At 59.0% G+C, this 20,917-nt stretch carries 17 protein-coding genes and 1 tRNA gene; 11 read left to right on the plus strand and 7 right to left on the minus strand.

From position 1 onward, the window contains the following. Positions 1–64: 64 nt before the first annotated feature. Positions 65–1,873, plus strand: a complete 1,809-nt coding sequence (locus ACQZ60_RS13005) for an ABC transporter ATP-binding protein/permease (RefSeq protein WP_035260780.1) — start codon at positions 65–67, stop codon at positions 1,871–1,873. Between the two features lie 31 nt (positions 1,874–1,904). On the opposite strand, the gene ACQZ60_RS13010 is transcribed toward ACQZ60_RS13005, so the two are convergent. Beyond that, a complete protein-coding gene (locus ACQZ60_RS13010) occupies positions 1,905–2,138 on the minus strand; it encodes a hypothetical protein (protein ID WP_078052121.1) in 234 nt (77 codons plus the stop codon). Between the two features lie 134 nt (positions 2,139–2,272). Between ACQZ60_RS13010 and ACQZ60_RS13015 the strand changes: the two genes are divergently transcribed. The 4 genes from ACQZ60_RS13015 (at position 2,273) to ACQZ60_RS13030 (ending at position 7,062) form a co-directional block, all read left to right on the plus strand. Beyond that, positions 2,273–2,662, plus strand: a complete 390-nt coding sequence (locus ACQZ60_RS13015) for an acyl-CoA thioesterase (RefSeq protein ID WP_035260778.1) — start codon at positions 2,273–2,275, stop codon at positions 2,660–2,662. A gap of 170 nt (positions 2,663–2,832) precedes the next feature. Beyond that, positions 2,833–5,076: a polysaccharide deacetylase family protein gene (locus tag ACQZ60_RS13020; protein ID WP_035260776.1), complete on the plus strand. Its 2,244-nt coding sequence runs from the start codon at positions 2,833–2,835 to the stop codon at positions 5,074–5,076. A gap of 233 nt (positions 5,077–5,309) precedes the next feature. Further along, a complete protein-coding gene (locus tag ACQZ60_RS13025) occupies positions 5,310–6,350 on the plus strand; it encodes a four-carbon acid sugar kinase family protein (RefSeq protein ID WP_035260784.1) in 1,041 nt (346 codons plus the stop codon). A 4-nt stretch (positions 6,351–6,354) separates the two neighbouring features. Further along, positions 6,355–7,062 carry a FadR/GntR family transcriptional regulator gene (locus tag ACQZ60_RS13030; RefSeq protein ID WP_035260774.1) on the plus strand — a complete coding sequence of 236 codons (708 nt, stop codon included), beginning with the start codon at positions 6,355–6,357 and terminating at the stop codon, positions 7,060–7,062. A gap of 45 nt (positions 7,063–7,107) precedes the next feature. Here the strand turns inward: ACQZ60_RS13030 and ACQZ60_RS13035 are convergent, their stop codons facing one another. From ACQZ60_RS13035 to ACQZ60_RS13045, 3 genes are read right to left on the minus strand one after another with little or no spacing between them, the layout of a single operon-like run. Then, the gene (locus tag ACQZ60_RS13035; RefSeq protein ID WP_035260772.1) at positions 7,108–8,235 is read right to left on the minus strand and encodes an iron-containing alcohol dehydrogenase; all 1,128 of its coding nucleotides are present in this window, start codon (positions 8,233–8,235) and stop codon (positions 7,108–7,110) included. Further along, the gene (pdxA, locus tag ACQZ60_RS13040) at positions 8,232–9,188 is read right to left on the minus strand and encodes a 4-hydroxythreonine-4-phosphate dehydrogenase PdxA (RefSeq protein ID WP_059762517.1); all 957 of its coding nucleotides are present in this window, start codon (positions 9,186–9,188) and stop codon (positions 8,232–8,234) included. Before pdxA ends, ACQZ60_RS13035 begins: the two co-directional genes overlap by 4 nt. After that, on the minus strand, positions 9,185–10,381 hold the full coding sequence (locus tag ACQZ60_RS13045) for a sialidase family protein (protein ID WP_035262403.1): 1,197 nt from the start codon (positions 10,379–10,381) through the stop codon (positions 9,185–9,187). Before ACQZ60_RS13045 ends, pdxA begins: the two co-directional genes overlap by 4 nt. Positions 10,382–10,704: 323 nt before the next feature. Here ACQZ60_RS13045 and ACQZ60_RS13050 point away from each other — a divergent pair, with 323 nt between their 5' ends. From ACQZ60_RS13050 to ACQZ60_RS13075, 6 genes are all read left to right on the plus strand, one after another. After that, a complete protein-coding gene (locus tag ACQZ60_RS13050) occupies positions 10,705–12,213 on the plus strand; it encodes an ABC transporter substrate-binding protein (RefSeq protein ID WP_035262401.1) in 1,509 nt (502 codons plus the stop codon). Between the two features lie 76 nt (positions 12,214–12,289). Further along, entirely contained in the window at positions 12,290–13,204 is a 915-nt protein-coding gene (locus tag ACQZ60_RS13055; protein ID WP_035262398.1) for an ABC transporter permease, read from the plus strand. 15 nt (positions 13,205–13,219) lie between these two features. After that, on the plus strand, positions 13,220–14,143 hold the full coding sequence (locus tag ACQZ60_RS13060; protein ID WP_035262396.1) for an ABC transporter permease: 924 nt from the start codon (positions 13,220–13,222) through the stop codon (positions 14,141–14,143). After that, entirely contained in the window at positions 14,136–15,779 is a 1,644-nt protein-coding gene (locus tag ACQZ60_RS13065; RefSeq protein ID WP_448735401.1) for an ABC transporter ATP-binding protein, read from the plus strand. Before ACQZ60_RS13060 ends, ACQZ60_RS13065 begins: the two co-directional genes overlap by 8 nt. Continuing rightward, positions 15,776–16,657, plus strand: coding sequence for a dihydrodipicolinate synthase family protein (locus ACQZ60_RS13070; RefSeq protein WP_448735402.1), 882 nt, complete (start codon positions 15,776–15,778; stop codon positions 16,655–16,657). Before ACQZ60_RS13065 ends, ACQZ60_RS13070 begins: the two co-directional genes overlap by 4 nt. A 197-nt stretch (positions 16,658–16,854) precedes the next feature. Further along, positions 16,855–16,944 (plus strand) — tRNA-Ser (locus ACQZ60_RS13075). A gap of 97 nt (positions 16,945–17,041) precedes the next feature. On the opposite strand, the gene ACQZ60_RS13080 is transcribed toward ACQZ60_RS13075, so the two are convergent. From ACQZ60_RS13080 to ACQZ60_RS13090, 3 genes are all read right to left on the minus strand, one after another. Beyond that, a complete protein-coding gene (locus ACQZ60_RS13080) occupies positions 17,042–18,757 on the minus strand; it encodes an AIPR family protein (protein WP_233282930.1) in 1,716 nt (571 codons plus the stop codon). A gap of 168 nt (positions 18,758–18,925) precedes the next feature. Beyond that, positions 18,926–19,855 (minus strand): sugar phosphate isomerase/epimerase family protein, encoded by a 930-nt coding sequence (locus ACQZ60_RS13085; RefSeq protein WP_448735403.1) that lies wholly within the window; start codon positions 19,853–19,855, stop codon positions 18,926–18,928. Between the two features lie 55 nt (positions 19,856–19,910). Then, the gene (locus ACQZ60_RS13090) at positions 19,911–20,852 is read right to left on the minus strand and encodes a sugar phosphate isomerase/epimerase family protein (protein ID WP_448735404.1); all 942 of its coding nucleotides are present in this window, start codon (positions 20,850–20,852) and stop codon (positions 19,911–19,913) included. Positions 20,853–20,917 lie beyond the last annotated feature (65 nt).

Raw genomic sequence — 20,917 nt, forward strand, 5'->3', positions numbered from 1 at the left:
GGCAACGAAAGGCGCAGAATCGCGACCCGCTTTCTTTGCCGACTGACGTTTCGGAATGGAATGAATGGCAACAACGGTGACCGACGATCAGCGCAAAAGCGCGGCTAATCTTTCGGGTTTCGATCTCGATTTCCCGGCGCAGCTGCGCATGATGGGGCGTGCCTTCTGGACCTCGCCGGTGCGCACCCGGCTGATCTTGCTGTCGATAGCGCTGCTCACGGTGATATTGCTTACCGCCTATGGGCAGATCAGGCTCAATGAATGGAACGCGCCGTTTTACAACGCGCTGGAGCGGCGCGATCTTGCCGCCTTCATTCACCAGCTGGAGGTCTTCGCCATCATCGCGGGGCTGTTGCTTCTCCTCAACGTCATCCAGACCTGGCTGAATCAGATGACGGCGCTGAACATGCGCGAGGGCCTTGCCAAGGATATGGTGGATCAATGGCTGAAACCGGGGCGGGCTGCGCGTCTTGCCGGTTTCGGCACGATTGCGATCAACCCCGACCAGCGCCTGCATGACGATGTCCGCAATCTGGCTGAAAGCAGCACGGCGCTTTCCATCGGTCTCGTCAATGCGACGATCCTGCTCGTCAGCTTTATCGGCGTCCTCTGGTCGCTCTCGGCCGGCTTTGCCATCACCATCAGCGGCGATACCTATGCGATCCCCGGCTATATGGTCTGGGCGGCGATCCTTTACGCCGGTTCGGCTTCCCTGCTCAGCAATCTCGTCGGTTATCGGCTGGTGGGGCTGAATGCCGAGCGTTATTCCAAAGAGGCGGAGCTTCGCTTCTCACTGATGCGGGCCAGCGAAAATCTTGCCGCCATTGCCCTTGCGCGCGGCGAAAAGAACGAAAGGCGGCGGATAGGCATCGATATTGATGCGGTGCTCGGCGTCATTCGCGGGCTCGCCATGGCGCTGACGCATCTGACGTGGGTTTCGGCAGGATATGGCTGGCTGGCGGTGGTGGCGCCGATCCTGATCGCGGCTCCGGTTTATTTTTCCGGCAACCTCACCTTCGGCGGGCTGATGATGGCCGTCGGTGCGTTCAACCAGGTTAACACGGCGCTGCGCTGGTACATCGACAATTTCGGGCCGATCGCCAGCTGGAAAGCAACGTTGCAGCGCGTTTCGGTGTTCCGTAACGCGCTTATCCAGATGGACAGCGTCGAACAGCACGGCCTGGCGATCGATCTGCAACGCAGCGCGGAGAATGAAAAAATCCGTCTCCAGTCGGTAGTGATCTGCCGCGATGCGGGTGGGCAGGATCTGGATCGCGGCTTCCAGCTGCGCGAGAGCGAAGTCGAGATCGGGCTGGGCGAACGGCTGATGATCAATGGCGAGCAGGGCGTGAACCGAAGGTTGCTGTTTGCGGCCATGGCGGGCCTGTGGCCCTGGGGACAGGGCAAGATCGAGATGCCCGAGCAGTCCGACACGCTTTTCATTGCCCAGCACGGCTATCTGCCGGCGGGATCGCTGCGTGAAATCCTCGCCTATCCGCGCGCTCCCCAGCGTTTTACCGATACGGATTATGTCTCGGCGCTCACTGCCTGCGGGCTTGGCGAGATGGCATCCCGTCTCGAGGAAAATATTCGCTGGGATAAAAAACTGGATTCGGATGAGCAGGCCAGCATCCGGGTGGCCAATGCCCTGCTGCTGAAGCCGAAATTCCTCGTTATCGATGATTTGCTCGAAGGGCTGGAAAAACAGACGCAGGATACGCTGGCGGAAGTTCTGAACGGGATCGAGGGTGCGGCGATCATCTATATCGGCCGGTCGGAAACATTCCTGTCGGTTCTCGCTCCGGCTGTGGCACATCTCGACCATACCGCGCAGAAGGAAAATATCGCCAGGGCCGGGAGCGCTCCGGAATAGGTCATTGGGCCATTCGACTGTTCGGGGCCGACTAGAGCCGCAAATGCCATTTGTCCGAATCGAGTCGCTGCTGTTTGGCAAGGCTTATGGTGGTGTCCGGCTCCACCTGCGAACGCAGGGCAAGGGTGCCGGTCGCCAGGCTGATGGCGACGACGCTGGCGACCGCCAGGACGATACGGTCGTAGCGCTGCTGTATTGTGTTGTTTCCACTCCAGTCATAGGCCATTCGCACGCCCTCGCGTTTTTTGGAATCGTGCCTCATCATGGTTAACCGAAGCTTACGATGGCTCTGTGATTCCTTGCTGTTTTGGAAGGGCTGCCGCGACAAATCGGCTATTGGCGGATGGGGTGCGGTTGTTTAAGTCCGGCAGCGGGAGGCTTGTGAAAGGACTTTGAGACATGGACCAGCAACCGCCCGCCGATATGGAACTCACGCTCAGAACGCTTGCGATGCCCGCCGATGCCAACCCGGCCGGCGATATTTTCGGCGGCTGGGTCATGTCGCAGATGGACCTTGCCGCTTTCGTCCGCGCCAATGATGTGGCCGGCGGCCGCACCGTCACCGTCGCAGTCAATGAGATCGTCTTCAAGAAGCCGGTCAAGATCGGCGATACATTGTGTGTCTACACCAAAATCGAAAAGATCGGCCGCACCTCCGTCACGTTAAAGATCGAGGCCTGGACCCGCAGGCACTATCAGGATTCACGCGAAAAGGTGACGGAGGCCGTCTTCATCATGGTCGCGGTGGACGACAACGGCGATCCGCGTCCTGTCCGCAAGGAGGCGTGAGGCGGCTTCCGCTTTTTTTCAAAGCAATTCCGAAGCGCCTGTGAAAGATTAAAAGCATAGGCGTTTCGGATTTTTTACAATTCGATATCCGTCCGCTCAATACTTTAGAAATATCCAATTTATTTATCAATTTTTGCGATCAAGATATGGAATAGGACGGGGATCAGGCTTTGACCATTCCAGGTGTTGTTATTGTCGGCGGCGCTCACGGCACGCTCGCCCTTGCCCGCAGCCTCGGCGCCCTGAATGTGCCTGTTTATTACCTCACCCACGATTCCCCTTTGCCGGGTTGGTCGCGTTTCGTGCGGGAAACAATCCGCTGGGCCGGCCCGCATGATGCCGGGGCACTGCCGTTCCTGCGTCAAATGGCCGACAAGCATGGTTTGAAGGGCTGTCTGCTGGTGCCGTCCGGCGATGGAGAGGTCCAGCTCGTTGCGCAGCATCGTGAGGAACTGTCCTCGCTCTACAAAATCATCCTGCCGGATTGGACGGCGCTGCAATGGCTCTGCGAAAAACCGCTGCTTTATCAGCGCGCCGCAGAACTTGGCGTCAGTATTCCGCGAACCTATGCGCTGGCATCGGCCGCTGACATCGATACGCTGGACATATTGTTTCCCGTCATTCTCAAGCCGAATATGGGCGGTGGCGATACCACCATCGCCAGGGCGAAAGTCATTCGCGCCGATGACCGACATGCTCTGAAAACGGCTTTTGCCGATGCAAGTGGAGAGATCGGCGCCGGCAATGTCGTCGTGCAGGAACTCATTCCGGGTGGGGGAGAAAGCCAGTTCTCCTACGCGGCGCTCTGGCTGAACGGAGAGCCGGTAGCGGAATTCACCGCTCGGCGCGCGCGGCAATATCCCGTCGATTTCGGCTATACCAGCACCCGCGTCGAGGTCGTCGACAACGGGCAAGCGGTGGATGCGGCCCGAAAAATACTGAAATCGGCCGGCCATAGCGGGCTGGTCGAGGCGGAATTCAAGCTCGACGGCCGGGACGGGAAACTCAAGCTGCTCGATGTCAATCCGCGCCCATGGTCGTGGTTTGGCCTTTGCTCTGCGGCGGGCATCGACCTTGGCGCCCTGCTATGGCGGGTCGCCAATGGCGAGCCGGTCGGCCAGCCCGGCAATGTGCGACAGGGCGTTTCCTGGTCCTATCTTGTCCGCGATGCCGTTGCCGCCTTCACATTGGCCAGGAGGGGGCAGGCCAAAATCGGCGACTATTTCGCGTCTCTGGGCAATATCCGCAGCTGGGCCGCCTTTGCGCCGAACGATCCCTTGCCGGGCCTGATCGATCTGCCGCTGACGGTCTCGAGAGTCGTGAGAAAACGCCTTCTTCCCGGCCTGACATCAGGACAATCGGGGAGGATGTTTTTTCAGCCGATAAAACGCCTTGTGAAATATGGAGCCATAAGGGCGGGGCTGGAGGTGAGTTCTCTCCCGGCCGTCCGTTCGGCATTTCCGTCTTTCGCCGGGCGTGGTGTGATCTTCACGCTTCATCATGTGCGCCCCGGAAGGGCTGTTTCGGCTTTCGCACCCAATGTGCAATTGTCCGTGACGCCGCAATTTCTGGAAGAGGCGATACAGGCCGCTCTCGAATGCGGTCTCGTTCCAGTCCATCTGCACGATCTGCCGGCTCTGCTTGCCGATAATCACGAGGGCCGGTCGTTCTGCGCCTTCACGCTTGATGACGGCTATCGAAACAATGCCGACTATGCCGCGCCGATCTTCCGTAAATATGCCGTTCCCTACACGATTTTCATCACGCCGGGTTTTGTGGAGCGAACACGCAGCCTCTGGTGGGAAACCGCCGCTGCCCTGACGCAGAAAGCCGCGTCGTTCGAATTCGATTTCGGGGCGGGGCCGGAGCAGGTGGCATGCGCCAGCCCTTCGCAGAAAGCGGAGGCATTCACGCGGCTTGAAGATTTCGTCCAGAACTTTTCGGAGGACGAGGCCGTGGAAAGGATCGATCGTGTCGCGAGGCAGCATGGCGTCGATCCCATCGCGATCGTGGACGAACTTGTTATGGATGAAGATGAGCTCAGGGCGCTGGCGGAGGACCCTCTGGTGCATTTCGGCGCGCATACCATGACGCATGTGAATATGCGCAAGGTCGATGCGGCGCGTCTGGCTTATGAAATTGCGGAATCGACGCGCCGTGTGGAAGCTTATGCCGGCCATCGGCCACGGTCCTTTTCCTATCCCTATGGCTGGGTGAAGGCCGTGGGAGAACGCGAAGCGAAAGCGGTTCACGATGCAGGATTTTCCGCGGCCGTAACCACGCAGGCTGGCGTTATCGGTTCCCACAGCCTTGAAAAGCCGACGCAGTTGCCGCGCGTATCGCTGAATGGACGCTTTCAGAAAAAGCGCTTCGTCAAGGCGCTCATCTCGGGCCTGCCCTTCCGGTTCATCTAGCGCCGTTGTTCGTTCGTCATCGCTCGGCCGTCTCGCCATATATGGCTGCGGCCCGCGTTTGGCGTTCTCTTTTGCCGTTTACGATTTCTTCTCTCGTCCTTTGAGCCCCTTTGCGGCCGATTGGCCAGCCCGAAAAGCTGCGCCATAATTTTTGTTATTCACATCCATTTATCTATTGATTATAAATAAATTTATTGACGTAAAACATTACAACTTTTATGAAGGCCTCACCCGTGCTGCTGATTTTTGCCGATGATCTGACCGGAGCGCTCGATGCCGCCGCCCCCTTTGCCGGGCGTGGGCTGGCGACCGAGGTTGCGATAGGGCTTGACGGCGTGCGCGCGGCGCTCGCGGATGCGCCTGCCGTCCTTAGCGTCAATCTCGGCTGCCGCGATGGCGAGGCGGATGAAGCCCGGCTTCGCACGCAAGAACTGTTGGGGCTGGTTCCGGCCGATACTATCCTTTTCAAGAAGATCGATTCCCGCCTGAAAGGGCATATTGCGGCGGAAATGGATGCGATTTCCTATCGGCACGCGCTTGTGGCGCCCGCCATTCCGGATTTCGGACGCGTCGTTATGGGCGGAGCCGTTTCCGGCTTTGGTGTGGAAGCTGCCATTCCGGTTCATGAAAGGCTGGGCGCACATGCCGGCCGCTGCACGATACCCGACACGCGATCAAAGGGCGATATCAGGGAAGCTCTCGCCGCCGCGCAGGCGGAAGGGGCCGATCTTCTGGTCGGCGCGCGTGGACTTGCCGAGGTGCTGGCTGAAGCGATGACGGCGCAGGCTGTTCCTGAAGCGGCGTTCATTCCACCCGGCAAGGGGCTTTTTGTCATCGGGTCTCGCGACCCGATCACGGTGGAGCAGATTGACGTTCTCAAAAGCGTTGGGCCTGTCTCGATCGTGGAGGCGCCGAATGGCGTCATGCCACGACACACCGATGAGGGTGCCGGTCTGACGTTGGTTCAAGCGACGCAGGGTAAGGAAAATCTGTCGCCGCTTGCGGTTTCAGACCGGTTGGCGGAAGGCGTCGTGCCGCATTTGACCGTCAGGGCGGCAAGGCTGCTGTTATCGGGTGGAGCCACGGCAGAAGCCGTGCTGCGGGCCATGGGCATTTCACGTCTGCGTCTTGCCGGCGAATGCCTGCCGGGTCTCGGGGTAGGCTGGTCCGGAGATCAATGCATCATTGCGAAATCCGGCGGTTTTGGGCAAGCTGACACGTTGAAACGGATCGCGAAAATGATGCTTGGCGACAATGACGCTGGAGAGAGCTGACCAGATGGGGCTGATGAAAGAAACGGCGCGCAAGGCACTTCCGGACATTATTTTCGAGAGAATGCACCGGGCGATCAAATCCGGGGCCTACAAGCCGGATGAGCGGCTGCCGACAGAGCATGAACTCGCCATGGAATTCGAAGTGTCGCGACCTGTCGTGCGCGAGGCGTTGCGGCGGCTGCGCGAGCAGGGGTTCATTTATTCCCGCAGAGGCTCCGGCAGCTATGTCAGGGCTTTCGGCCTGCGCGAGCCGCTCGGCTTCGGGCAGCTTGAAAATGTCGCTGATCTTCTCAACTGTTACGAATTCAGGCTGACGCTGGAGCCGGCTGCGGCGGCTGCGGCAGCCTTGCGGCACGATGGCGAGAGACTTGCGGCGATCCGGAAGGCGCTCGAGCTGATGCGGGATGCGACCAATCGCCAGTCCCACCGCGAGGATGCCGATTATCAGTTCCACCTCGCCATCGCGCGGGCGGCGCGAAACAGTTATTTCTCCACCGCGATGGAAGCGCTCAAGGACCATATTGCAATGGGAATGAAGTTTCACGGCATGTCGGTGAAGCGGGAGGCGTCCGGCCTGACGCGTGTTTTCGCCGAGCATGAGGCAATCGCAAAGGCGATTGCCGATGGGGACGCAGAGGCGGCGCGCCAGTTGATGCTCCAGCACCTGACCGGATCGCGCGACCGCCTGTTCGAGTCTTCGCACGCGGATTAAGCGGGTGACCGAAGACCGATGCGCGTCCGCGCACCGGATTTTTGCTCAGAAGGCGTGGCGGTAAATGCCGAGCACGTCCTCGACGCTCATGTCGACGGGATTATTGTCCATCAGCCGGCGGATGGCATGCGCATCCTCAGCGTAGCGGGGAAGGTCGGCCTCAGTCGCGCCATGCCGTGCGAGCGACATTTCGATGCCGAGCCCGGCGCAGAAATCCGTTGCCGCCTTGCGCAAATCATCGGGCGAAAGGTGTTCGCGAAGCCCGAGCGCTCCCGCCACTTCCGCCGTCTTCGCCGAAACCGCAGGCTGGTTGAAGGCCAGAACATGCGGAAAGACGATGGCGTTCGCCAGCCCGTGCGGCAGGTTAAGAAGCGTGCCGAGCGGATAGGCGATGGCATGGCCGGCCGCCGTATTGACCGGGCCGAGGCAGATGCCGCCATAATAGGAAGCGAGCATCATGCCTTCCCGCGCTTCAGTATCCGCACCGTCGCGAACGGCGCGCGCCAGATATTTGCCGACCAGCGCAAAACCCATGCGGGCGAAACCGTCGATCATCGGATGGGCCTTGCGGTTGGTGAAGGCTTCGACGCAATGGGCCATGGCATCCACCCCCGTTGCCGCCGTAACGGCCGATGGCACGGAATAGGTGAGCTCCGGATCGAGCACGGCGAAATCCGCGATCAGATGAGGGCTTTCGACCGCGATCTTGTTGCCTTTCACCGGGTCTGTGATGAGCGAGCGGATGCCGGCCTCCGAGCCGGTGCCGGCGGTGGTGGCGATCTGCACCAGCCGTGTGTCGCGCCCGGCAACCCTGTTCGGCCCTGCCACATCCGCAAGCGCCTGGCCGGAATTCCAGAGGGCAGCGACCAGCTTCGCCACATCCATTACCGAACCGCCACCGAGGCCGATGACGAGATCCGGCTTGGCGGCGCGTGCTGCGGCAAGGGCTGCATCGAGCGTTGCGGTGTCGGGCTCGCCGGGAATGGCATCGAAGATCGTGAAAGGGCCCTGCAATTGCAGCCGTTCGGCAAATTTTGCCGTCAACGGTGTGGCGATAATGAGGGTCGATGCGGTTTTTCCCGCCCAGGTGCCGACCTGGGAAATGGTGCCAGCGCCGACGGCAAGCCGTCGTGGCTGGTGGATGAGAATGGGAGCTGTCGACATGGTGCTCATTCCTTCCGCTCCTTGCCCGCCACCAGCTTGCGCGCATAGGCGATGGCCGCATTCATGTTGCCGTGATTGGCGATGCCCTTGCCGGCGATATCGAAAGCCGTGCCGTGATCGACGGAGGTGCGGTCTATCGGCAGATCGACAGAGACATTGACGGCGGTGTCGAAAGCGACAAGCTTGATCGGGATATGGCCCTGATCGTGATATTGCGCGACGACGAGATCGAAAGCGCCGGAATAAGCCCGATGGAACACGGTGTCGGCGGAAATCGGTCCCTGCACCTCGATGCCTTCGGCGCGGGCAGCGGCGACCGCAGGTGCGATCTGGTCGTCATCCTCGGTGCCGAACAGGCCGTTTTCACCGCAATGTGGGTTGATGCCCGCAACCGCGATGCGCGGTCGATCGTAACCGATGCGTTTCAGATGCGCGTTGCCGGCGCGGATGGTTGCCAGCACCCGCTCCGTCGTCGCCCGGCGAATGGCCTCCTGCAGGGAGACGTGGGTGGAAACGTGAATGACCTTCAGCCGTTCGGAAGCAAGCAGCATATAGGCCGCCGAGGAGCCGGTGAGGCTTCGCAACATGCCGGTGTGCCCGTCATAATGATGACCGGCGAGATTCAGGGCTTCCTTGTTGATCGGCGCGGTGACGATGCAGCCGATTGCGCCCGCTTCGGCATCGCGAACGGCCTTTTCGATGAAACGGAAAGCGGCGTCTCCGGCCACTGGAGACAATGTTCCCCAGGGCAGCGGTGCGCCCTCCACAGGCAGGTCGACCACATGTTGAGTGAGATCGATATCAACGCCGAGCGCATCCCGCGCCGCTTCCAGCGTGGCGAGGTTGCCGTAAATCCGCGTCGCCGCACGATCCGGGGCAGACATTTCTGCGAGCGCCCGCACCGTGATCTCGGGGCCGACGCCGCAGGGGTCGCCCATGGTGATGCCAATGATGTTGCTCATCTTTGTCTCCCGTCGTTCTCGTTAGCCCAGCCGGGCGCCAGCCGGACATATTTGATTGCGCGGCGATGATAGGTGTAGCTCGCATGCAGCGTACCGTCCGGCGCTTCCAGAAGCCACGGATAGGACATTTCCAGATTGCGCCCATCGGTCGAATCGTTCGAAAGGCAGGTGCCCGGCCCGTCTTCGATCAGGATTCGGGCGGTAAAACTGCGCCCGTTATCGTCGGACAGGCAGATCGAAACCGGCGCGCGCGGCACGCCCCAGACCGGCACACAGCCGCCGCTCGGATCGGCATCCGGCCTGTCGTCGTCCTCTCCCAGCTCGTCATAAAGCGAGGCGCGGCGATCACTCGACTGCGCGGCGTTGACGGGGTTGCAGATCATAGCCAGCCTGCCATCGTTGAGACTGATCACGGCAATGGAGGAATTATTGTTGGGCACATCGGTCGGCTGCGGCTTTGACCATGAGCGGCCGCCATCGGCGCTTTCCGTGCGATAGACGAAATCAGCCTGACGACGGCGGAAGAAGGCGGCGTAGTCCGCATTCGTCACTGCGACCGGGCTCATATGCACGCAGCCGGTTGATTCCTCCAGCTCCTGCAATTGCCAAGTCGCGCCATTGTCCGTGGATATGCCGAGCGCTGCCGTATCATGGCTGCCGTTCCATTTCTGGCCGGGGCGCTGGATGCAGCGGAAGATCGGCAGCAGCCAGGCGCCGTCATCGCGGATGCGCAGCGGTGCTCGGATGAAGCAGCCTTTCGGAAGGTCGAGAAAGCGACCGGCCTCGGCGGACAGCTTTTCCGGTACTGCCGTGTCGCGTGTGACCCGCGCCATGCGAATGCGGCATTCATCCTGATTGCCGGAGGGCTGGGCTGTGTGAAACAGCCAAAGGACGCCATCCGGCGCGGTGAAGAGAACCGGGTTCTGTTCGGAATGGGCGGGGTCGTGGCTCAGGCGCTGCGGCGGTCCCCAGCGGGTTGCACCCGCTGTCAGCACGGATGCGAAAATCGAAATATCCGATTTTCCTTCCAGCGTGCCGCCGAACCAGGCGCAGAGCAGGGTGCCGTCATCCAGAAGGTGCAGGAAGCTCGCATGGTTCTGGATCATGGGTGACGGCAGGAACGCTTCCTGCCGGTTTTGCGACACGGCATGGATGGCTCCGGTCATGGCGTGAGCGATGTCATCAGGGGTCATCGTGGTCTCCTCTTGTTCCGATGAAAATGACATATTCGAAAAGTTGTCAAGTTTATTTGATAAAAAAAGAGGATCATATATTTTTGATTTTCTGAATTAAACCAATGTTTTTAAATGATAAAAATAAGAGATTTGGCTTGAATAAAAATTGTATTAGAAAAATAAATTGACAAAAAATGCGATACCGTCGATGCTCTGTCTACGGGTGGAGGAGACAATCATCCGCATGTCATGCTCCTCAATGCAGGAGATGGGGATTTTTCAGATGCCCCTTGCGGCGCGCCGCCATGTTGCTGAATTTCTGAATCTGGGAGGAGAACGGAATGAAGAAGTCATTGATTGCGGGCGCCCTGGTCTTGGGTTCCCTCAGCGCCGCGGTTTCGCCGGCGCTCGCGGCATCGGGGCCGATCAAGATCGTGCTGGCGGAAGAGGCGGACCTGCTTGAGCCCTGCATGGCCACCCGCTCCAATATCGGCCGCATCATCATGGAAAATGTCAGCGAGACGCTGACCGAGCTCGATGTGCGCGGCAAGAAGGGTGTTCAGCCGCGCCTTGCCGAGAAGTGGGAGCAGAATGCCGACGGAAGCTGGCGTTTCCACCTGCGTGAAGGCGTGAAGTTTTCCGACGGCACGGCATTTGACGCCAAAGACGTCAAGCACAGCTTCGAACGCATCATGAGCGACAAGAACGCCTGCGAGTCCCGTCGTTATTTCGGCGGCATGACGGTGACCCCGTCGATCGTTGATGATCACACGATAGACTTCAAGACCGACCCGGCGCAGCCCATTCTGCCGCTGCTGATGTCGCTCGTCACCATCGTTCCCGAAGAAACCAGGATGGAATTCATCCGCGAGCCTGTCGGCACCGGGCCTTACAAGCTGACCAACTGGACGCCGGGCCAACAGATTGTCCTCACCGCGCGCGACGATTATTGGGGCGTCAAGCCGCAGGTGACGGAAGCGACCTATCTTTTCCGCGCCGATCCTTCGGTTCGCGCCGCCATGGTGCAGACCGGCGAAGCCGATCTTTCGCCTTCCATTTCGCAGCTCGACGCTACCAATACGAAGACCGACTTTTCCTATCTCGACAGCGAGACGGTCTATATGCGTCTCGATCATAATATTGCGCCTCTGAACGATGTGCGGGTGCGCCGCGCGCTCAACCTCGCCATCGACAGGCAGGCCTTCCTCGGCACGCTGGTTCCGGAAGGTGCAGTGCTGGCCACCGCGCTCGTTCCGCCGACCACGCTTGGCTGGAACCCTGACGTCAAGGTCTTCCCCTATGACCCCGAGGGCGCAAAAAAGCTGCTCGAGGAAGCCAAGGCTGCCGGTGTGAAGGTGGATACGCCGATCACCATCATCGCGCGTACCGCTAACTTCCCCAACGTCACCGAGATCATGGAGGCGATCCAGCAGCAATTGCAGGATGTCGGCTTCAAGATCGACCTGAAATTCGTGGAAGTGGCCGAGCACGAAAGCTATTACTCCAAGCCCTTCAAGGAAGGCCGCGGACCGCAGATCGTCGCCGCCATGCACGACAACTCAAAGGGCGACCCGTCCTTCACCATGTTCTTCAAATATGCGACCAAGGGCACGCAGTCCGGTTTCTCGGACAAGAAGGTGGACGATCTGATCGAACGTGCATCCGCAGCGGTCGGCGACGAGCGCGCCAAGCTCTGGTCGGAACTCATCGCTTATCTGCACGACGATGTGGTGGCGGATGTGCTGCTGTTCCACATGGTCGGCTTCTCCCGCGTCTCCGAGCGGCTGGACTTCAAGCCCACCATCGCCACTAACTCGATGCTGCAGCTTTCGGAAATCGGCATCAAATAAGACCCCGCGTCTTGTCAATTGAGAAGCGGCGGCGCGGCGAAAGCTTCGCCGCCGCATTGAAAAACCGGAGGCAACCATGCTGAGCTTCATCCGAAAACGTTCCGTTGCAAGCCTGATCTCCCTGATCGGCCTCATCGTCATGGTTTTCTTCCTGTCCCGCCTGACGGGGGACCCGGCCGCCTTATTTCTGCCGGTCGAGGCGTCGGAAGAGTTGAAGCAGCAGTTCCGGGCGTTGCACGGGCTGAACGATCCGCTGATGGTGCAGTTCCTGCGTTATGCGGGCGATGTGATGACGGGTGATCTCGGAGAATCTCTCAGAAAAGCCCGCCCGGCGCTGGATGTGGTGCTGGAGGCTTTCGTCTGGACGCTGTGGCTTGCGGTCATCACCATGTCGCTCGTTACCACCGCCGCCATCGTCATCGGTTCGCTTGCGGCTTTCCGCTCCGGCGGCTTCTTCGACCGCATGGCCTCGAGCATCTCGCTCATCGGTGCATCCGTGCCTGATTTCTGGCTGGCGATCGTTGCCATCGTCGTCTTCTCCGTCAATCTCGCCTGGCTGCCCACGTCGGGCACGGGCTCCGTGCTGCACTGGATATTGCCGATCGCGGTCCTGTTCGTGCGCCCCTTCGGCATTATCGTGCAGGTGGTGCGCGGCTCGATGATCGGCGCTTTGTCTTCGGCCTATGTCAAAACGGCGCGCGCCAAGGGTGTGAAGTCGGGTCCGATCATCTTCATTCACGCTTTGCGAAACGCCATGCTGCCGGTCATCACCGTCATTGGCGATCAGGCGGCAAGCCTTCTCAACGGCGCGGTCATCGTCGAGACCATTTTCGGTTTTCCCGGTGTCGGCAAGCTGATGATCGATTCCATTCTGCAGCGCGATTTCAACGTCGTGCTGGCCGCCATTCTCGTGACCGCGCTGGCGATCTTCCTGATGAATCTTCTGATCGATATCGCCTATGCGCTCCTCGATCCGCGTATCCGGCACTGAGGAGGCCGTTCAGCCATGAGCCTTTCCAGCGCCGACACCGAGATCATCGCCGAGCCGTCCTTCGCAACACGCATGCTGCGCATGTTGTGGGCGGATAAATTCGCGCTCTGCGCCGCGATCTTCCTCATCATCGTCGTTATCTTCGCTTTTGTCGGCCCTGCCTGGCTTGGCGATCTGGCGACGAAACAGAACCTGCGCGGGCGCAACCTCGCCCCGTTCGACTGGCAGCGCGAGTGGTATTTCTGGCTGGGGGCGGATGCGCTCGGCCGTTCGCTTCTCGCGCGCATTGTCGCTGCCACGCAAAATACGCTGATGATCGCCGCCGGCGCGGTGCTTCTTTCCGCCATCACCGGCACCGTGCTCGGGCTGATCGCCGGTTTTTCCTCCAACCGTGTCGGCCAGATCATCATGCGGCTCGCCGATGTGATCATGTCGTTCCCGTCGCTGCTGATCGCGGTCATCGTGCTTTATCTGCTTGGCTCCTCCATCCTCAACCTGATGCTGGTTCTCGCCATCACCCGCATTCCCGTTTACATCCGCACCACGAGGGCGGAGGTGCTGGAGGTGCGCGAACGCATGTTCGTGCAGGCGGCAAGGGTCATGGGTGCATCGGGCAAACGCATCCTGTTCCGCCACATCCTGCCCGTCGTGTTGCCGACGCTGACGACGCTCGCCACGCTCGATTTCGCCTATGTGATGCTGGCGGAAAGCGCGCTGTCCTTCCTCGGCATCGGCATTCAGCCGCCGGAAATCACCTGGGGCCTGATGATTTCGCAGGGGCGGCAATATCTCACCAATGCCTGGTGGCTGTCGTTCTGGCCGGGACTTGCCATCATCCTCACCACCCTGTCGCTCAACCTGCTTTCCAACTGGCTGCGCATCGCGCTTGATCCCGTGCAGCGCTGGCGGCTGGAAATGAAAGGCCGCAAGCATGGCTGACCATCTTCTCGACGTGCGCAACCTTTCCGTGGAGTTCCACACCGCAAGCGGTGTCGTCCATGCGGTGAAGGATGTCTCCTACCATATCGACCGTGGCGAAACGCTGGCCATCCTCGGCGAAAGCGGTTCGGGCAAGTCGGTATCGTCCTCGGCCATCATGAACCTCATCGACATGCCGCCCGGACATATCAGCAGCGGCCAGATATTGCTCGACGGTCAGGACCTTCTGACCATGCCGGCCGAAGCGCGACGCGAGATCAACGGCCGGCGCATCGCCATGATCTTTCAGGACCCGCTCAGCCACCTCAATCCGGTTTATACCGTCGGCTGGCAGATTCGTGAGGCGATGACCACCCACGGCATGGACAAGGCAAAGGCCGAAGCGGAGGCGAGGCGGCTTGTCGCTCGCGTCGGTATTCCTGATCCGGACGGCGCCTTGAAGAAATATCCGCATGAATTTTCCGGCGGCCAGCGCCAGCGCGTCATGATCGCCATGGCGCTGGCGCTTCGGCCCGATCTCCTGATCGCCGATGAACCGACCACTGCTCTTGACGTGACGGTGCAGGCCGAGGTGCTTTCGCTGCTTAAGGAATTGCAGCGGGAAACCGGCATGGCCGTGCTCATCATCACCCACGATCTCGGCGTCGTTGCCGAAATTGCCGACCGGGTGGTGGTGATGGAAAAGGGCGTTCTGGTCGAAGCCGGCACCGTTCGCGAGGTCTATCGCAATCCGCAGCACCCCTATACCCGCAAGCTCATCAGCGCAGCACCCGGCAGGGGCGACATGCACGAGCCGCAGGCGGCGGGCGAAGCGCTGCTCAGCGTGCGTGATGTGCGCAAGCGTTACGGCGCCTTCGAGGCGCTGAAGGGCGTTTCCTTCGACCTCATGGAAGGCGAAACCATCGCGGTCGTCGGCGAAAGCGGTTCCGGCAAATCGACGCTGGCGCGTATTCTACTTCGCCTCGACGAGCCGGATGCGGGCAGCGCCTTGTGGAAGGGGCGCGATCTCTTCAAGCTTTCGCCTGCCGAACTCTTTGCGCTCCGGCGCGATTTGCAGATGGTGTTTCAGGACCCCACCCAGTCGCTCAATCCGCGCATGACGGTGTTTCAGCTGATTTCCGAGGCCTGGGTCATCCATCCGGAGATATTGCCCAAAGCAAGATGGCGTGAGCGGGTTGCGGAATTGCTGCATCAGGTGGGTCTCTCACCGGAACACATGCGCCGTTATCCGCACCAGTTCTCCGGCGGCCAGCGGCAGCGGATCGCCATTGCCCGCGCATTGGCGCTGGAACCGAAGCTCATCATCTGCGACGAGGCGGTCTCGGCGCTCGATGTCTCGGTTCAGGCGCAGGTTATCGCGCTGCTGGACAAGCTGCGCCGTGAAATGGGCCTCTCCTTCATCTTCATCGCGCATGATTTGCCGGTGGTTCGGGATTTTGCCGATCACGTCATGGTCATGCAGCGGGGAGAGGTGGTGGAGTTCGGCACCGTCCGACAGGTGTTCGAAGCGCCGCGCGAGGACTATACCCGTGCCCTTCTATCCGCGAGCCTCGATCCCGACCCCGATATGCAATCTCAGCGTCATCCGGCCGCCGCCGGCAACGGCATCGCAAATTCAAGCGGAGTTCTTTCATGAGCAAACAAGCTTTCGTCGCGCTCGTTACCTGTTTCAACGAGGACGAAACCATCAACTACGAAGCGACCCGTGCGCAGGTGCGCCGCCAGGTGGCGGCCGGCAACAACATCATGTGCGCCGGCACCAATGGCGATTTCACCGCTCTGACGCATGCGGAAAAAATCCGGCTGACGGAAGAGGTGGTGGACGAAGTTGCCGGCCGTGCCAAAGTCATCGTGAATGCCGGCATGCCTGCCACATTCGAAACCCTGCAACTTGCCAAAGCCTTCGACCGCATCGGCGTCGACGGTATCGCCGTCATCACCCCCTTCTTCATCGCCTGCACGCAGGATGGCTTGATCCGCCACTTCTCGACGGTGGCTGACGCCGTCGAAACGCCGGTCTATCTCTATGACATTCCCGCCCGCACTCAGAACCACATAGAGCCGGAAACCGCCCGCAAACTCGCCACCCATGGCAATATTGCCGGCATCAAGGATTCCGGCGGCGCGCAGCAGACGCTCGAAGCCTATCTTCAGGTGGCAAAGGAGATGCCCGGCTTCGAGGTCTATTCCGGCCCGGATCACCTTGTTCTCTGGTCGTTGCAGAACGGTGCCGCAGGCTGCATTTCCGGCCTCGGCAACGCGCTGCCGGATGTGCTCGCCGGCATTCTCAATGCTTTCAACGCCGGTGATATCACCGAGGCCGAACGCCAGCAGGCAATCTACACTGACTTCCGCACTGATCTCTACGCTCTCGGTTTCGCACCGGCCATGGTCAAACGCTCGCTTTATCTCCAGGACTCCTCCGTCGGCGCCAGCCGCCAACCTGCCCTTCTGCCCGATAGGGAGCAGGATGAAAAAATCCTGGAAATCTTGCGGCGTTATCAACGGATCTGACGCTGCTATCGAATGTGACGCGCACCCCTGCGGATCGTGCGCGTCACCTTAAAAATATTTGCGAAAACGGCCAGAAGCCGATGCATTTCCCCAGCCTCACCCATGACGAATAATTTGTGACACAAACACGAAATTCCCCTTGTCAGTCACGCCATTGATGTTTAAGAGGAGCGCGCAACGCAAGCGTTCGCGCATGCGGAGAGGTGGCAGAGTGGTCGAATGCACCGCACTCGAAATGCGGCATACCTGCAAGGGTATCGTGGGTTCGAATCCCACCCTCTCCGCCATTTACGAATAATTCCCATGTCGTCTCGATTAGAAGGTCTTCGAGGAGGCGGCTATCGGGGCGGCAATGCCCGCGTTTTTTTGCGCCGAGGCCTCCTGCTAAGCGAATGACGCATTTTCCTGCAATGCATCCACATTTGAAAGAATAGTAGCGGTTAGCGGCGGTGATTTCAGTAGATCCCGCGAGATGTCCGGATCAGGAATGGCTGCTGTGACCAAAGCGTTTAGTCGATCGAACCAGACACCTTCGTTTGCGGAAAATAAGCTATAAATGGCCTCGTTCTTTGTTTTGCAACCAAGATTTTTATAGTTCTCAGAGCAATATTTTGCAGCGGCACACATCAAATGCCAACGCAACTTAGAGTATCTGCCATCAAATTTCTTATTGGAAATAAGCATTTTTAGGCGATAGTGAGCAAAGCAAGCGGTGTAATAGGTTTCTTCTGGTGATCCTGGCTTGAAGACGTCGTTTAACAGTTCGCCCGTCAATCGATTTGGATAACGGCTTGCCAAATCCGGACGCATCATTGTGATCGCAGCGTAGCACCTCGCCGTCTCTCGCACGTCAAATACCCTAACAGGCACAACATTTTCCGGTGCGTATTGCCCCTTTCTGCGCTCAAAATATAAGCGGTTCGTTTCAGAAGCACCTCGAGCATTAAAATATTGCTCAAGTTTTCTCAGTACATCAAGAGTCGATATAAATTGCGCATCTTCGACTTTTGACTGTCTGTTTGTTGCTCTTACTATGTCATCGATTACAGAGGGCTCATCTGCTTCAATAAGCTTCACCATGAGGCTAACACTCGCGTCGACCTTTTCATCTAGCGAGATCAAAACGTTAGAAGTCTGGCAGCCATTGACGATTTGAAAATCGCGTATGAAGATTTCCTGGCCTGCTGGTCGTACGCTGGACGCGACGATCGTTATTCCGTTATTCATCAAGCCAAAGCGCGACTTTTTGTCTGCTTCATCAAGGGTACTGGCAATTTCAGAATTGACGTCTGCATCAACCCCAAGGAAGTCTCTAACATTTTCTTCGAAGAGTTTTTTTCTCGGCGTTCCGTCTGCGCTTTTTAAGACGGTGTCTATGAAGTTTCGGGCCTGAACTGTCGCAACATAGGCATTATTTATATTTGGTGCAGCAGGAAAGGGTGCGTATCCGATAGTTGGGAGCCGCGCTTCGACTGGTCCATCAGCAGAGAGCCAAAGATCGTGAATAAAGTCTCTGTGACCTTTGACATATCGCGTGTCATGGGCATAGCCCAGCTTCTTTAGTGAGTTTTCTCCTATCGAAAATGCCGCATTTATCTCAGGAGCATCCGTATCCGGTGCCGCTGTCAAAAAATAGACGTGTAGATCAGGGAGGCCATTTTTTATTCGGCCTATGTTATCGAAGACAGTTTTGAACATTGATCGAAATTCTGCAAGATGCGGTGCATGTGGCTGTGCAGGTTCATCCGAGAGAAGATCAACCACGGCGGCTATAAAGGAGTCTACCTCCATCTTGCTCCAAGAGGTCGATGATTTTACCTGTGTAAACACAACCGATACAGAATACTCGCGCCTTGAACCGTCAAATATCTCACTTAATTCGTCAAGAGACATTACGGCACGATCGTCAAGGTAAAGAAAAGCTCCGTCGATGCCCGGATCAGCGCCATCGTAGACAAGGTCAGAAATTTCAACACTATCGCCAGTATATTTTGAGAAAATACAATAATTTGCAAATGCTTCGAAATTCTTGCTGTCCGAGTATGGCGCGCCGAAGTTCTGACAAAAGGTGTTGAAATATGATTTTGTTACCAAATGCATAGTGCAGTGTCCTCATTGCGCAGCGATTCAATCTAAGTTCATGCAGCATATGATTTTAGCGCAAGGGTTGTAAATATCGGGAGTGAGTAAAAATCTCGCCGTTTTGCGGGGAAGCGCGTTGTCCCCGGAAGACAGAATGGCGTAACAAAGGCTATTTGGGGCTTGATATTAGAACCCACACTTGGCGAGAAATGCCCTGCTGGCCGCCAGATCGTCCAGAATGCCGCCGGCATTGCGCGGATCGCGCTCCTGTTCGATGGTGATATAGCCGCCATAGCCAAGTTCCGTCAGAAGGCTGCGGATGGCTGGATAGTCGATTGAGCCGCGACCGATAGGGCACATGACGCCTTTGGCGCAGGCGTCGAAGAAGCGGATGCGTTCTGCCATCACCTCTTCGAAAACCGTGGCGTCGATATCCTTGAAATGGATATAGTCGACACGGTCCCAATAGCGGCGAAGCGTGGTGACGGGGTTCATGCCGGAATAGGCCATATGGCCGGTATCGAGGCAGAGGCCTGCCAGATCGGCGGGAATGTCCTCGACGATCTGCTGCAACTCATCGGCAAATTCGATGTAGCCGCCAGCATGGGGGTGGATGGTGGCGCGCACGCCATATTTTTCGCGGGCGAGCGTTGCGATGGCGCGGATGTTCTCCACCATGCCTTTCCGTGCGCCGCCATCGAGGCGCGACGCGCGGTCGGAATGGCCGGCGGCATAATCCCGCTCGTCATGTCCCCAGTCCATCACCGTCAGATAGGGGGCGGAAAAGCGTTGGCCGGCATGGGTTTCCGGTTTCGGCAGGCGGGTGATCAGCGCGCAGATCTCGTCGGCCTGGCGCAGCAGATTGTCGCGGTTTTCCGGTGAGACCAGATCGTCGAAGATCGTGCCGGCGACGATCTTCAGGTCGCGCTCGTTCAGCGCCTGCGAAACACGCTCGAGGTCGAGCGGCAGATAACCGTAGGGGCCGAGTTCCAGGCCGCCGAAACCGGCGGCCTTCGCCTCGTCCAGCACCTTTTCCCAATGGGGCAGATGGGGATTTTTGACGTCGTCGACGCCCCAGCAGCAGGGAGCGGTGGTGATGGTGATCGGGTTGGTCATGGCATCCTCGTGGCGCAATTGACGCCGGGCCGCCTTCTGCGGCCCGGAGCGGGTTTCAGCGGCTGATGGTGGCTTGCAGGGCGTCGATGGAGGACTGGATGCCCGCCTCGGTGGACATGGTGAAATCCTCCATTTCCAGACTGACCCAGCCATTGTAACCGGCCATGCGCACCACGGAGAAAAACTCCTTCCACCATTGCAGATCATGGCCGGCGCCCACCGCCACATAGTTCCAGCTGCGGTTGGCGACGTCAGTCACCTCTTTAAGGTCCAGCAGGCCATTCACATCCGCCAGTCCGCGTTCGATGCGGGTGTCCTTGCCGTGGCAATGGTGGATCGCGCTGCCGAGTGCGCGGGCGGACGCGATGGGATCGGCCCCCATCCACATCAGGTGCGACGGGTCGAGATTCATGCCAACCGTCGGGCCGACCTCATTGCGCAGGCGGAACAGGGTTTCCGGGTTCCAGACGAGCATGGCCGAGAAATTCTCGAGCGCATATTTTTTGACACCCGCTTCCTTGGCGAGCTTCACAAGCCCGTGCCAGAGCGGAAAGGCGCGGTCTTCCCATTGGTAACGGTCGCGCTCCGGCATCTCGTTCGGCCAGCTCTTGGTGTAGACGAGCCAGTTCGGCACGGTGTCACCCGGCGCTGCTTCCGGCAGGCCGGACATGGTGACGATCTTCGTCACGCCGATTTCGCCCGCCAGCCGGACGGTGTCCTCGATCTCCTTCAGGTGGCGTTTGCCCATATCGCCGGGATCGAGCGGATTGGCGGAGCAATTCAGCGCAGCGATTTCGAGGCCACGGGCCTCGATTTCCTTGAGCTTGGATTTGAGCAGACCCTTATCCGCCAACAGTTCGTCGGCCCGGAAATGCGGGCCGCTGGACCAGCCGCCGCCGGTCATCTCGATGCCCTCGACACCGAGCGTGACGCATTTGTCGAGCATATCGGTGAAGGGCAGGCTTGCCATGACGTCAGTACAAATTGCGAGTTTCATCGTTCATCTTTCCGAGGAGGTATGGGGACGCACCTGAAGAGGAGGAGGACGGGAGAGTTGTCCGG

Source organism: Agrobacterium sp. 22-223-1 (assembly GCF_053522385.1).

Excerpts from the sequence above, each read along its gene's own strand:
- ACQZ60_RS13005 (WP_035260780.1), top strand. The coding sequence starts at position 65 with ATGGCAACAACGGTGACCGACGATCAGCGCAAAAGCGCGGCTAATCTT.
- ACQZ60_RS13010 (WP_078052121.1), bottom strand. The coding sequence starts at position 2,138 with ATGATGAGGCACGATTCCAAAAAACGCGAGGGCGTGCGAATGGCCTAT.
- ACQZ60_RS13015 (WP_035260778.1), top strand. The coding sequence starts at position 2,273 with ATGGACCAGCAACCGCCCGCCGATATGGAACTCACGCTCAGAACGCTT.
- ACQZ60_RS13030 (WP_035260774.1), top strand. The coding sequence starts at position 6,355 with ATGGGGCTGATGAAAGAAACGGCGCGCAAGGCACTTCCGGACATTATT.
- ACQZ60_RS13035 (WP_035260772.1), bottom strand. The coding sequence starts at position 8,235 with ATGAGCACCATGTCGACAGCTCCCATTCTCATCCACCAGCCACGACGG.
- pdxA (WP_059762517.1), bottom strand. The coding sequence starts at position 9,188 with ATGAGCAACATCATTGGCATCACCATGGGCGACCCCTGCGGCGTCGGC.
- ACQZ60_RS13045 (WP_035262403.1), bottom strand. The coding sequence starts at position 10,381 with ATGACCCCTGATGACATCGCTCACGCCATGACCGGAGCCATCCATGCC.
- ACQZ60_RS13050 (WP_035262401.1), top strand. The coding sequence starts at position 10,705 with ATGAAGAAGTCATTGATTGCGGGCGCCCTGGTCTTGGGTTCCCTCAGC.
- ACQZ60_RS13055 (WP_035262398.1), top strand. The coding sequence starts at position 12,290 with ATGCTGAGCTTCATCCGAAAACGTTCCGTTGCAAGCCTGATCTCCCTG.
- ACQZ60_RS13060 (WP_035262396.1), top strand. The coding sequence starts at position 13,220 with ATGAGCCTTTCCAGCGCCGACACCGAGATCATCGCCGAGCCGTCCTTC.
- ACQZ60_RS13065 (WP_448735401.1), top strand. The coding sequence starts at position 14,136 with ATGGCTGACCATCTTCTCGACGTGCGCAACCTTTCCGTGGAGTTCCAC.
- ACQZ60_RS13070 (WP_448735402.1), top strand. The coding sequence starts at position 15,776 with ATGAGCAAACAAGCTTTCGTCGCGCTCGTTACCTGTTTCAACGAGGAC.
- ACQZ60_RS13080 (WP_233282930.1), bottom strand. The coding sequence starts at position 18,757 with ATGCATTTGGTAACAAAATCATATTTCAACACCTTTTGTCAGAACTTC.
- ACQZ60_RS13085 (WP_448735403.1), bottom strand. The coding sequence starts at position 19,855 with ATGACCAACCCGATCACCATCACCACCGCTCCCTGCTGCTGGGGCGTC.
- ACQZ60_RS13090 (WP_448735404.1), bottom strand. The coding sequence starts at position 20,852 with ATGAAACTCGCAATTTGTACTGACGTCATGGCAAGCCTGCCCTTCACC.